Source organism: Pseudobutyrivibrio xylanivorans (assembly GCF_008935055.1).
Taxonomy (GTDB): domain Bacteria; phylum Bacillota; class Clostridia; order Lachnospirales; family Lachnospiraceae; genus Pseudobutyrivibrio; species Pseudobutyrivibrio xylanivorans_A.
This window is the reverse complement of the sequence record NZ_CP043028.1, coordinates 2,494,768-2,507,464: the sequence shown is the minus strand read 5'-3', so window position 1 is coordinate 2,507,464 and position 12,697 is coordinate 2,494,768. Positions and strand designations below refer to the sequence as shown.

Genomic DNA, 12,697 nt, shown 5'->3' with positions numbered 1-12,697 from the left:
CAAACCAACATATTAGATTAATTCTAATTGATTTCTATGTAAAATCTGTGTAAGGATTATGTATTCAGCTGTTAAATATTCATAAGTCTCTGAACAAGCTTCACGCATTCCGCCGCATCCTCAGAATAGCCATCTGCGTTAATCTCATCCTTGAAGGTTTCGTTGATGCAGGCACCGCCAATGATAATCTGAGCGTTGCAGCCCTTTTCCTTGGCAAGCTTCACTACATCGTCCATGCGCATCATGGTGGTAGTCATAAGTGCAGATAAGCCAATGATATCAGCATTTACCTCTACAGCCTTGTCGATGATAGTCTCCGCTGGAACATCCTTGCCTAGATCAATCACCTCAAATCCATAGTTCTTAAGCATGAGTGCCACCAGATTCTTGCCAATATCGTGGATATCTCCCTCCACTGTAGCAATGACGATTTTTGCCTTAGCCTCAGTATCCTTGCTGGCAAGAAGCGGCTCAATGTGCTTCATTCCAATTTCCATTGCATTTGCACCAGCAATAAGCTGTGGAAGGAAGTATTTCTTTTTATCGTAAAGCTCACCAACCACATTAATACCCTTAATAAGGTGTTTCTCTATGATTGTCTGTGGCTCAATTCCTTCATCCAAAAGCTTCTGGATTTCAGCGACAATCTGTCCCTTTTTTCCTTTGATTACACATTCAGCAACAGGTCCCACCCCATCACAGGCATTTGATACAGTAAGTCCTCCGGAAGACGCAGGCGCTGCCTGAGCATTACCTGCCGCTTGAGCTGGTGCTGCCTTTGTCTCCACTACAGGAAGAGCTGCATATTTTTCAAGAGCACCAGGTTTATTCATAAGTGTATCTGCCGCTGCCGCGCAGTACATAAGCATCTCCTGATTTGGATTTGCTATAGCCATAGTCAAGCCCTTGCTGACAGCAATTGTAAGATAAGTCGTATTTACGAAGCCACGGTTTGGCATTCCAAAGGAAATGTTTGAAAGTCCGCAAACTGTAGGAAGACCCAATTCGTATTTACAGTATTCAATCGTCTCGAAGCACTGTAGTGCAGCTGTACCTTCTGCTCCTACAGTCTGAACTAAAACGTCAATAACTGCATCCTCTTTTCTTATGCCAAGCTCTGCTGCTTTATTCAAAACAGTATCAATGTGCTGCTTTTTCTCATTAATATCCTTTGGAAGGCCTGCACCAGAAAGAGGAAGTGTAATAAACATTGCACCGTATTTTTTAGCAAGCTTCAGCATCGACTCCATCTTCTCTTCCTCTGCTGAGATAGAGTTAATAAGAGCACGTCCAGGATAAATTCGAAGAGCAGCCTCCATAACATCCACATGGCTGGTGTCGATGCAGAGAGGTAAATCAACGGCAGATGTTACCTCATAAATACTATCCAGCATCATCTGCTTTTCATCGATACCATTCATTCCCATATTCACATCAAGAATAGAAGCCCCTCGTTCCTCCTGCTCTCTTGCAAAATCCACAACCATAGAAAGAGAGCCATTTCGAAGAGTCTCCTGAAACTTCTTCTTTCCAGTAGGATTGATGCGCTCGCCGATAACCATGAAATTGCCATCTAAATCAATCCAGGTATTCATACGCTCCGAAGTAACAACTCGAAGAGGCTTATCCTGAATCTGATGAGCCTTTTTATCCTTTAATCGTAAAACCAACTCTCTGATATGGTCAGGTGTAGAACCACAGCAGCCACCGAAAAGCGATGCTCCAGCTTCATACAATTTTTCACAGGCATCAGTGAATTCCACTGGTGTCATTTTATAGACAGTCTTTCCATTTTCAAGTTCAGGAAGACCCGCATTTGGCTTTACCATAATTGGCACATTTGCGACAGGTGCCATCTGATTAACAAGCTCAAGCATTGCGTCAGGGCCGGTGTTGCAATTCATTCCCACACAATCAACTCCCATGGACTGAAGCACGATAATAGCAGTCTCTGGCGAGGTTCCGTATAAAGTTTTTCCGTCAGGATTGTAGGTAAGTGAAACGATAATTGGCAAGTCACAGCTTTCCTTGATTGCAAGAACTGCGGCACGACATTCCTGAAGACTCATCATTGTCTCAACCACGAACAAATCAACGCCCTCAGAAAGAATTGCCTGAACCTGTTCCTTGTAGCAATCTACAAGGTCTTCAAACATCAAATCTCCGATGGGATACAGCTGCTTTCCTGTCATAGAAATGTCGGCAGCTACAAATTTACCAGCTGGCGCGATTTCCCGAGTAAGTCTAACAAGCTTACGGTTGATTTCAACTAAATCATTTTCCAAGCCATACTCTGCAAGCTTAATTCTGGTTCCAGTAAAGGTTGGAGCCAAAACTATATCAGAGCCAGCCTCATAATAAGCCTTCTGAACCTCCTGGATTGCCCATGAATTCTCAAGAATCCATTTTTCAGGACATACGCCTGCTGGCATTCCCCTCTTCTGAAGCTCAGTTCCAGTGGCTCCGTCAATAAAAACTGTTCTCTTTTCAAGTAGCTGTCTAAATTCCTGTCGTGTCATTCTGTCTTACTCCTCAATTGCATGCCTAACATAATCAATAAACTCCCGCGCCAAATCACTAGGAGTGTATTCATTATTATATAAATAACCAAACTCTATCTGCCCCTCATCATTAAATAGCTCAAAGCCTGGTTTATACTCCCTCTCGTAATTATTGAAGGATTCAGCACTAAGATTTGCCAGATGATTTTTCTCCAGCATGTTGTGCATTACATAATCACTATTTGTGACTACAGAAATATCCTTCCTGATATCAATTGGCTGCCCATTTGCGTCCTTCCATTTGCCCAATCGCAAATATTCATCATTCTCAGACTGGATAAACTTCAACCCATCAAGGCTTTTTTCGTCTTTTGAATTCGTATATGCGATATCCTCAGGTGCAAAATAAACCATGCCATTCATTGATTTGAGAGAAACAAATCTGAGATTGTATTTCTTAATCAAATACTCTATCTGTGCCCTTGTATCAGGGAAAACATAGATAAAGCTCACCTCATCATCTGATAGCTTCAAGCGCTCGATAAGGGATATTGTGCTGTCTGCATGAACATAAAAGCAGGCATCCTCATTTTTATGCGCCTCATAGAAGTTTGAAAAACAATTTGCTATCCATGAGCTATGAAGCATACCAATTCTAACAGTATTTTTTTGAACATTGCTGTTCTCGCTTTCAAGCTTGTCAAAGTCAGCTACAATAGTGCTGGCCTTCTTATAAAAAGCCTTCCCCTTTTCAGTTAAAATAATTCCCTTGCTGACGCGCTTAAACAGCGGATATTCCAGCTCGTTTTCAAGAGATGCGATCACCTTGCTGACGCTAGACTGCGTGGTAAATAAAACCAATCCCGCCTCACTGAATGATCCCACGTCTGCGGCCACTACAAAATATTTTAATTGCTTGATTTCCATAGCAATTCTCCTATCACTTTACTATGCTAAAGATTTTAACATAAACAAAAGAGCAGTTAAACAATAACTGCTCCTTTATCCCTCTAAATATTATTAATAAGACAATTAATTTAATCCAATTGCAAGACCTATTCCTCTTACCAGGAAGGCAATCACCCAAGCAACTGCGCACTGGAATAACACCATCTTAATAGCAGCTCTTCCACCGGCCTCTCGCTTCTCTGCAGCAATTGCAGCAACACAAGGTGTGTAAAGCAAACAGAAAATCAAGAAAACAAAAACTGTAAGCGGAGTGAGCTCTGCCTGCAAACCTTCAGCCCCACCATAAAGTACAGTAATCATTGATACAACACTTTCCTTGGCAAGGAAGCCCGAAATAAGTGATGTAACCATCTTCCAATCTCCAAATCCGAGTGGAATAAAGATTGGTGCCAATACACCTGCGAGACTGGCAAGAATGCTATCCTCTGAAGACTCCACCATATGGAAATAGAAATTGAAATTCTGAAGGAACCACACGGCAACTGTACCAAGGAAAATAACGGTAAAGGCTCTCTGAATGAAGTCCTTCGCCTTGTCCCACATAAGCATCAATACACTCTTTAGACTTGGCAATCTATAGTTTGGAAGCTCCATGACAAATGGAACTGCTTCGCCTTTAAACTTTGTGTTCTTTCCGCAAAGAGCTACCAAAACTGCCACAACGATACCAATAAAGTAAAGAGATATCATAACTATCGCAGCTTTATCTGGGAAGAAAGCAGCTGCAAAGAACGCATAAATTGGCATCTTTGCACTACAGCTCATGAAAGGAATCAAAAGCTGAGTCATCTTTCTATCTCTGTCAGATGGCAATGTACGAGTAGACATGATTGCTGGAACTGAACATCCAAATCCAATAAGCATTGGCACAATGCTTCGTCCTGAAAGGCCAATACGTCTAAGTAATTTATCCATTACAAATGCAACACGAGCCATGTAGCCGCTGTCCTCCAAAAGTGAAAGGAAGAAATACAGCACCATAATAATTGGAACAAAGCTTAACACTGAACCAACACCAGTAAAGATGGCATCAATTACCATTGAGTGAATTGGTGCAGCCACATTAGCTGCTGTAAGAACATTATCAACAGAATCTGTAATTGCACCTATAATGTTTTCAAGAATACCCTGAAGGAACGCACCTACCACATTAAAGGTAAGATAAAATACAAGCGCCATAATGCCTACAAAAGCAGGAATAGCAGTCCACTTACCTGTGAAGAACTTATCGAGATTTCTACTTCTGATATGCTCCTTGCTCTCCTTTGGCTTTACAATTGTCTCTTCGCAAATACGATTTATAAATGTAAATCGCATATCAGCCATAGCAGCCGCTCTATCAAGACCTCTCTCCTTCTCCATCTGAAGGATGATTTTCTCCAAAGTATCTTGTTCATTTTCATCTAAAGAAAGTGCCTTTGCCACAAGGGAATCTCCCTCAAGGAGCTTAGTCGCAGCAAAGCGAATTGGAATATCTGCCTTTTCTGCATGGTCTTCAATAAGGCTCATTACGCCATGAATTGCTCTGTGAACAGCACCGTTATGATCTTCCTTCCCACAGAAATCTGTACGGCCTGGCTTTTCATTATATTTTGCAATGTGAAGAGCATGGGAAACAAGCTCCGCAATACCCTCGTTCTTAGCAGCAGAAATTGGAACAACCGGAATCTGAAGCAATTCCTCAAGCTCATTAATGAGAACTGATCCACCATTTCCTGCCATCTCATCCATCATGTTAAGGGCAAGGATTGTAGGAATCTCCAGCTCCAAAAGCTGCATTGTAAGATAAAGGTTTCTCTCTATATTAGTAGCATCAACAATATTGATGATAGCAGTTGGCTTTTCCTCCAAAACGAAGCGGCGAGACACAATCTCCTCACTGGAATATGGACTCATTGAATAAATTCCAGGAAGGTCGACAACCTCAGTATTTGGATAACCCTTAATGGCACCACTTTTTCTATCAACTGTAACACCAGGGAAATTTCCCACGTGCTGATTTGCACCAGTAAGCTGATTGAAAAGAGTAGTCTTTCCGCAGTTTTGATTTCCAACAAGTGCAAATGTTAACATGCCAGTGTTAACAGCCTTCGCCTTGTGCTCCACCTCATAATCATGAGTGAGAGTCTCCTCACCAAGTGCAGGATGAGGGATGTCCTTCGCATGCAGCTTGCGGCTCTTCTCAACTTCTGCTGTATTGCGAACATTTTCTATTTCAATCTGCTTAGCATCTGCCAGTCTGATGGTAAGCTCATATCCAGAAATACGAAGCTCTATTGGGTCTCCAAGTGGAGCATACTTAATCATGGAAACATCCGACCCTGGAATTATTCCCATATCCAGCAAGTGCTGACGCAATGCACCGCTACCTCCAACCGCCTTAACCGTGGCAGTCTTGCCTATTTCTAAAGTGCTTAAATTCAATTTTCGACTCCTCTAATCGTAGTTAGTTTATTAACGCGTCCATTATATCATACTAACCGAAGTTTGTTGTATACAATATACAATTTTGTTTGAATAATGCTCTTTGTGCGGTCCTTATTTATTGGTCCCGCTATTATTTTGCTCCATTTATTTGGTAAATAGCCCACCTTGCCACCGTGCCCTGCCCAGTTCTCCTGCACAATCACAAAATGTTGATTTTCTATAAGCTGCGTGTCGCTTTCTTTATTAGTGGGTGTTCGTCTCATTCTTTGCACTTCTATTGCCACAGTATGCTTTACACAGACACCCTATATTTTTAAAAATAGCTTTCCAAAGCAAGTTTAGGAGTAATTGTGCGATTTTGGAATGAGCTTAGTAAAATCTTAAAGCAGGTTTTGCAGGATTTAAGTATGGGCTGCCATGGACGGCAGCCCAAGGCTGATAGTGAAACGGACTGAACTTGAAGCCGGTACTTAAATCTACAAAACCTGCTTTTGATTTTACTTAGCGAATGTAGTATGAGCACAATTATCCTAAACCTTGTTTGGAAAAGCTATTTGAAGTTTACAGGTGTCTGTGTATAAGCATACAGTGGCGTCGAAGTGCAAAATCAATAGAAGAACACCCACATAAAGCTCCACCAGCAGCTTAAGAAAATCTAACATTTTGCTCAAATGCTGCAGGAGAACTGGGCAGGCACGGTGGCAAGGTGGGCTATCTCTATATTTTTGAGCAAAATAATAGCGGTCCCTAGCCTAAGCCAGGAACCGCATAAAGAGCATTATTCAATCAAAATTTTATTCTGTAAATAGTGGTGTTGAGTAGTAGCGATCGCCTGAGTCTGGGAGAAGAGCTACGATTGTCTTGCCCTTGTTCTCTGGCTTCTTAGCGTACTCGATAGCACCGTGAAGTGCCGCACCTGAAGAAATACCAACAGAGATACCTTCCTTCTTTGCAAGAAGCTTAGCTGCCTTAAATGCATCCTCAGCCTCTGCTGTGAAAATTTCATCGTATACTTCTGTGTTAAGTACATCAGGTACGAAGCCTGCGCCGATACCCTGAATCTTGTGAGCACCTGCACGGCCCTCTGAAAGAACTGGAGAATCCTTTGGCTCGAGAGCAACAACCTTTACGTCAGGGTTCTGGCTCTTAAGGTACTCACCTACACCTGTTACAGTTCCGCCTGTACCAACACCTGCAATAAAGAGATCAACCTTTCCGTCTGTGTCTCTCCAAATCTCTGGACCTGTAGTCTCACGGTGTGCAGCTGAGTTTGCAGGGTTAACGAACTGGCCTGGGATAAAGCTGCCTTCGATTTCTGCAGCAAGCTCCTCTGCCTTTGCTATAGCACCCTTCATACCCTTAGCGCCTTCTGTAAGAACGATTTCAGAACCATAAGCCTTAAGGATGTTTCTACGCTCAACTGACATTGTCTCAGGCATTGTAAGGATTGCGCGATAACCCTTTGCAGCTGCGATTGCAGCAAGGCCGATACCTGTGTTTCCTGAAGTAGGCTCAATTATAACTGAACCTTCCTTAAGCTGTCCCTTCTTCTCAGCATCTTCAATCATAGCAAGTGCTACTCTGTCCTTTACAGAGCCTGCTGGATTGAAGTACTCAAGCTTAACAAGAACCTTTGCCTCAAGGCCAAGCTCCTTTTCAATGTTTGTAACCTCAACGAGAGGTGTGTTTCCAATGAGCTCAGATGCGCTCTTGTAAATGTTTGCCATAACATGTTCCTCCGATAAATGTTTTAAATATTATACTGCTTCTGAATTCTGATGTGAATCCGTATTTACGTTGTTAATTCCATCAATTGCTGCAAAGCCCTTCTCAAGATCTTCGATGATGTCGTCGATGTGCTCTGTACCAATTGAAAGTCTGATTGTAGACTGTGTGATTCCCTGATCTAAAAGCTCAGCCTCTGTAAGCTGTGAATGTGTTGTTGTCGCTGGGTGAATAACAAGGCTCTTAACATCAGCTACATTTGCAAGGATAGAGAAAATCTGAAGATTGTCGATAAACTTAAATGCCTCTTCCTTTCCACCCTTAATTTCAAATGTAAAGATGCTGCCGCCATCCTTAGGGAAATACTTCTTATATAATTCGTGATCTGGATGGTCCGATAGCGAAGGATGGTTAACCTTTGCAACCTTTGGATGATTCTTAAGGAACTCAACAACCTTTGTTGTATTCTCTGCATGTCTGTCGAGACGAAGTGGCAGTGTCTCGATTCCCTGAAGAAGAAGGAATGCGTTGAATGGTGAAATTGTAGCACCTGTATCGCGAAGAAGGATTGCTCTGATATATGTTACGAATGCTGCAGGGGCTGTAGCATCAGCAAATGAAATTCCGTGATAGCTTGGGTTTGGTTCTGCAATTGCAAGGAACTTTCCGCTCTTCTTCCAATCATAGGTACCAGCCTCAATGATAACTCCACCAAGTGTTGTTCCGTGTCCACCAAAGAACTTTGTAGCTGAGTGAACTACGATGTCTGCACCGTGCTCAATTGGACGTACCCAGTAAGCTGCTCCAAATGTGTTATCAACTACAAGTGGAAGATCGTGACGGTGTGCGATTTCTGCAAGTGCATCGATATCAGGAATATCTGAGTTTGGATTTCCAAGTGTCTCGATGTAGATTGCCTTTGTGTCTTCCTGAATTGCATCCTCAACCTCTTTAAGGTTGTGAGCATCTACGAATGTAGCTGTAATTCCGTACTGTGGAAGTGTATGTGCAAGTAAGTTGTAGCTTCCGCCGTAGATTGTCTTCTGTGCTACGAAGTGACCGCCGTTTGCCGCAAGGGCCTCAAGTGTATATGTGATTGCTGCTGCACCAGATGCAACTGCAAGTGCTGCTGTGCCACCTTCAAGAGCTGCAACTCTCTGTTCTAATACGCCCTGTGTAGAGTTTGTAAGTCTTCCGTAAATGTTTCCTGCATCTGCAAGACCAAAGCGGTCAGCTGCATGCTGAGAATCTCTAAATACATAAGATGTTGTCTGATAAATAGGTACTGCTCTTGCATCAGATGCTGGATCTGGATTTTCCTGTCCTACGTGAAGTGCTAATGTCTCGAATCTATAATTGCTCATAATTTTCTCCTCCTTTTGAATTACCTACCCTTTCGCTATGTTTTTGTGTTGAATAGATAATATAATTAATTACCTACCAAGTCAATAGGTTTTAAGATAAAGAAAAACTATAGCCAGTTATCAATCAAATTTATAACCAGCTATAGTCTAATAAAGTCTTATTCTAAAGCCACCTTTTGCTCCTTTAATAATGGGACAAGCGCGATATAAAGTGCATACGCATTTACGAATAAAGCTCCAAGCCAGGCGCTAATCTCTGCATAAGGCGTAGCCTTAAATCCAATTCTGCTAATGAAAAATGAAATTACAAAGGTTCTAAGAATCATCTCAAGGATTCCTGAAAACATTGGTAGCATTGGCTTTCCCATACCCTGCACCGTTGCTCTAACAATAAATAAGATGTTAAGGAAAATAAGCATTACACCGCATCTTGGCAGGAAGATACATACAAGCTCTATCTGCTTCTTACCATCCAACAGGAAGTCTGCAAGCTGTGCTGGCAGAAATACCATGATTGAGCCAAGAATCAGATAGAAAACTCCAACCATGCCAAGGCCTACCTTTACTCCCTCCTTGATTCGTCCGTATTCCTTAGCACCATAGTTTTGACTGGTGTATGCCGTGATGGCACTTCCAGTTGTAGCTGCAGGATTCATGAACAGATTCAAATACTTTGAGCACACTGAATATGAAGCAGTAAAGACAACGCCGTAGCCATTTACAAATGCCTGAACCACCATGCATCCAACAGCTGTTATAGAATTCATAATAGCCATTGGAAGACCATTCTTTAAAAGCTCATAATATACATTCCCTGAATTAATAAAATGCGCTTTTTTAAGCTTAATCATCTCAATCTGTCTTAAGCTGTTGATACAGATAACGACAGAAACCACCTGCGCTACTACTGTAGCAATGGCTGCACCCTCAACGCCAGAGCCAAGTCCAAAAATGAAAAAGCTATCTAACGTAAGATTCAAAATAGATGAAATGACGATAGCCTTTAATGGAGTCCTGCTATCACCAAAGGAGCGCAAAATTGAACCTGCTATATTATAGCTGATGCCAACTGGCAAACCACCAAAGACAATATAACCGTATTTCAGGCTATCCTTCATAATCACTTCATCAGTATTTAAAAATGTAAGAAGATTTGACAAAAATAACAGGCTTATAGTCGAAAGAACAATTGCTAAAATTACCCCAAGCTCTATAGTTGCTGCAAGTCTTCTTCTAAGCTGTTCCTCATCCTTTGCTCCATAGCTTTGTGCAATTAGAACTGCAAATCCATTTGCCAGTCCAAAGGAAAAGCCCACAATCAAAAAGAAAAGTGACCCCATATTACCTACAGCAGCAAGAGCATTGTCTCCCAAGCCCTTTCCAACAATCAAAGTGTCTACAAAATTGTATACCTGCTGAAGCATACTTGTTAAAAATAAAGGCCAGAAAAAAGCATTGATTAGCTTAAATGGACTTCCTTGGGTAAAATCAATATCTCTCTTTTTTGTCGCGCTAAAAATTTTTGCCATAATAACCCTCAATACAAAAATGCATACTACGCAATTGTTATGCTGTAGTATGCATTGTACACAATCAAAAAATTTTATGATGGTATTAATTTGATATCTTTTAGGTCATTTATTGCTTTAAATTTCTACTCTAACAAAATCAGCTCACTGTCACGAACAGTTAAATAATTATTCGCTCCTTCACTATAGGTATCAAACGTACCCGAGATTGTAATAAAGTCACCCTCCTTAGGGTAATCCTCCTGTGAATATTTATTTTCATCGAGAGTAAACTCCAGCCCTTGTGCGCAACACTGAGTAGCATCCTTGATTATACAGGCATAATAAACATTTCCTGTACTCTCATCTTTATATATAGAACAAGTACCCTCCATTTTGATTTTTTCACCTATATATTCCTGAGGCTCCATTACCATATTATAAACCTCAGAATAAACAAAAGTAGATGATAAGACAGTCAAATCAATATCTACTGATGGGTCAGCCTTTGCCTCATCTTCAGTCATATCAGCCTCAAGCCCTTCTCCAACTATTGCATCTTCAGCAGTCTCCTCTGCCACCTGACTACTTTCCACAACAGAAGATTTTCCAGTTGTATCCTCAATACTTTCAGCGTCAGCACATGACACGAAACATATTGCCTGCAACAAAATTCCTAACAAAACAATCTTCTTTTTCATCAGCTATTACCCCCTGACTTTTCCTAGCAAGTAACATGCTAAAAACAAAACTACATCTGCAGCTACGATAGTCGAACCCACAGGAGTTCCCGCAAGAATAGAGATAATAATTCCAAACAGTGCGCAGACAACTGATGAAATAGCAGAGAACACTATTACTGCCCTAAAGCTTTTGAGAATACTCATGGCTGACAGTGTAGGAAAAATAACAAGCGCTGATATGAGTAACGATCCCACTAAATTCATAGCCAGCACAATAATCACGGCAATGATTGTGGCAATTAGAAAATTGTACGCCTTCACATTAGTTCCTACCGCTATGGCAAAATTCTCGTCGAAGGTCACTGCAAATATCCTGTTGTAAAAAAGGATGAAAATGCCTACAACTATCACTGACATTATCCCACTAATCCAAACCTCTTCCTTTGTAAGTGTAAGTATAGAAGTGGAGCCAAACAAGGTGGAACATACATCTCCAGAAATATTAGAAGAAACTGGAAATACATTCATCAGCATATAGCCAAAGGCCAAGGCTCCCACCGAAATCATTGCAATGGCTGCGTCCCCCTTCACCTTTGTATTATTACCATTTTTCAGCAAAAGAATGGCTGCAAGCACTGTGAAAGGAAGTACTATAATCATCTTATTTGTGAAGTTTAGTACCGCAGCAATGGACATGGCACCAAATGCCACATGAGATAGTCCATCCCCTATATAAGAATATCTTTTAAGTACAAGTGTGACGCCAAGCAGTGATGAACACAATGCAATCAGCACTCCAACGATTATTGCGTATCTTACAAAGGGATACTGAAGATACATAAAAAGCATTTCTAACATGTACTTACACCTCCCTCTATAGAAATAGATTCCGGAATCTGATTCACGTCAAATATCGTATTTGCGTATTTTTGTACATTTGCAATATCGTGACTAATCATAATTATTGTCAGACCTTCATCATTAAGCTGCTTTATCATTCTATACATTTCTTCTGTTGCCTCCGGATCAAGGCCAGCTACTGGTTCGTCCAAAATCAAAACCTGTTTTGTAGCACAAAGTGCTCTTGCAAGAAGAACTCTTTGCTGCTGACCTCCTGACAGTTCTCTATAGCATCTTTTGGCCAGATGACCTATTCCCATTCGCTCTATATTTTTAAGCGCCATTTCCTTTTGACTCCTAGAATAGAAAAATCTATGGGTTAAGCCATTTTGACAGCCTGAAAGAACAATTTCAAATACTGATGCCGGAAAATCACGCTGAACATCAGACTGCTGAGGTAGATATCCTACTGCAGCCCTAGTAAAACCATCTCCGTAATTCAATTCACCTGAAATAGGAGGAATGAGCCCCACGATTGTTCTAAGCAGAGTGGTCTTTCCCGAACCATTTTCTCCAACAATACAGAAATAGTCTCCAGCCTTTACCTCAAAGCTCACATTTCGAAGTACAGACTTTCCTTCATAGCCAACCGCCAAATCCTTTGCTGATAATACAATCAT

General features: G+C 41.3%; 9 protein-coding genes. All 9 read right to left on the bottom strand.

Annotation, left to right across the window (positions count from 1 at the left end):
* Window positions 1-71 precede the first annotated feature (71 nt).
* On the bottom strand, window positions 72-2,519 hold the full coding sequence (locus tag FXF36_RS11270) for a homocysteine S-methyltransferase family protein (protein WP_151624135.1): 2,448 nt from the start codon (window positions 2,517-2,519) through the stop codon (window positions 72-74).
* A gap of 6 nt (window positions 2,520-2,525) precedes the next feature.
* Window positions 2,526-3,428: a LysR family transcriptional regulator gene (locus tag FXF36_RS11265; protein WP_151624133.1), complete on the bottom strand. Its 903-nt coding sequence runs from the start codon at window positions 3,426-3,428 to the stop codon at window positions 2,526-2,528.
* A 105-nt stretch (window positions 3,429-3,533) separates the two neighbouring features.
* Entirely contained in the window at window positions 3,534-5,894 is a 2,361-nt protein-coding gene (gene feoB, locus FXF36_RS11260) for a ferrous iron transport protein B (protein ID WP_151624131.1), read from the bottom strand.
* A 797-nt stretch (window positions 5,895-6,691) separates the two neighbouring features.
* Window positions 6,692-7,624 carry a cysteine synthase A gene (gene cysK, locus FXF36_RS11255; RefSeq protein ID WP_151624129.1) on the bottom strand — a complete coding sequence of 311 codons (933 nt, stop codon included), beginning with the start codon at window positions 7,622-7,624 and terminating at the stop codon, window positions 6,692-6,694.
* A 30-nt stretch (window positions 7,625-7,654) separates the two neighbouring features.
* Complete coding sequence (locus FXF36_RS11250; protein ID WP_151624127.1) at window positions 7,655-8,986, bottom strand: O-acetylhomoserine aminocarboxypropyltransferase/cysteine synthase family protein; 1,332 nt, start codon at window positions 8,984-8,986, stop codon at window positions 7,655-7,657.
* 158 nt (window positions 8,987-9,144) lie between these two features.
* Complete coding sequence (locus FXF36_RS11245) at window positions 9,145-10,515, bottom strand: MATE family efflux transporter (RefSeq protein WP_151624125.1); 1,371 nt, start codon at window positions 10,513-10,515, stop codon at window positions 9,145-9,147.
* A gap of 125 nt (window positions 10,516-10,640) precedes the next feature.
* Complete coding sequence (locus FXF36_RS11240) at window positions 10,641-11,195, bottom strand: hypothetical protein (RefSeq protein WP_151624123.1); 555 nt, start codon at window positions 11,193-11,195, stop codon at window positions 10,641-10,643.
* Between the two features lie 6 nt (window positions 11,196-11,201).
* Entirely contained in the window at window positions 11,202-12,035 is an 834-nt protein-coding gene (locus tag FXF36_RS11235; RefSeq protein ID WP_151624121.1) for a metal ABC transporter permease, read from the bottom strand.
* Complete coding sequence (locus tag FXF36_RS11230; RefSeq protein ID WP_151624119.1) at window positions 12,029-12,697, bottom strand: metal ABC transporter ATP-binding protein; 669 nt, start codon at window positions 12,695-12,697, stop codon at window positions 12,029-12,031. The genes FXF36_RS11235 and FXF36_RS11230 overlap by 7 nt, the downstream gene beginning before the upstream one ends.

What these genes read in the sequence shown, in the direction of transcription:
- FXF36_RS11270 (WP_151624135.1), bottom strand. Translation starts at nt 2,519, where the DNA reads ATGACACGACAGGAATTTAGACAGCTACTTGAAAAGAGAACAGTTTTT.
- FXF36_RS11265 (WP_151624133.1), bottom strand. Translation starts at nt 3,428, where the DNA reads ATGGAAATCAAGCAATTAAAATATTTTGTAGTGGCCGCAGACGTGGGA.
- cysK (WP_151624129.1), bottom strand. Translation starts at nt 7,624, where the DNA reads ATGGCAAACATTTACAAGAGCGCATCTGAGCTCATTGGAAACACACCT.
- FXF36_RS11250 (WP_151624127.1), bottom strand. Translation starts at nt 8,986, where the DNA reads ATGAGCAATTATAGATTCGAGACATTAGCACTTCACGTAGGACAGGAA.
- FXF36_RS11245 (WP_151624125.1), bottom strand. Translation starts at nt 10,515, where the DNA reads ATGGCAAAAATTTTTAGCGCGACAAAAAAGAGAGATATTGATTTTACC.
- FXF36_RS11240 (WP_151624123.1), bottom strand. Translation starts at nt 11,195, where the DNA reads ATGAAAAAGAAGATTGTTTTGTTAGGAATTTTGTTGCAGGCAATATGT.
- FXF36_RS11235 (WP_151624121.1), bottom strand. Translation starts at nt 12,035, where the DNA reads ATGTTAGAAATGCTTTTTATGTATCTTCAGTATCCCTTTGTAAGATAC.
- FXF36_RS11230 (WP_151624119.1), bottom strand. Translation starts at nt 12,697, where the DNA reads ATGATTGTATTATCAGCAAAGGATTTGGCGGTTGGCTATGAAGGAAAG.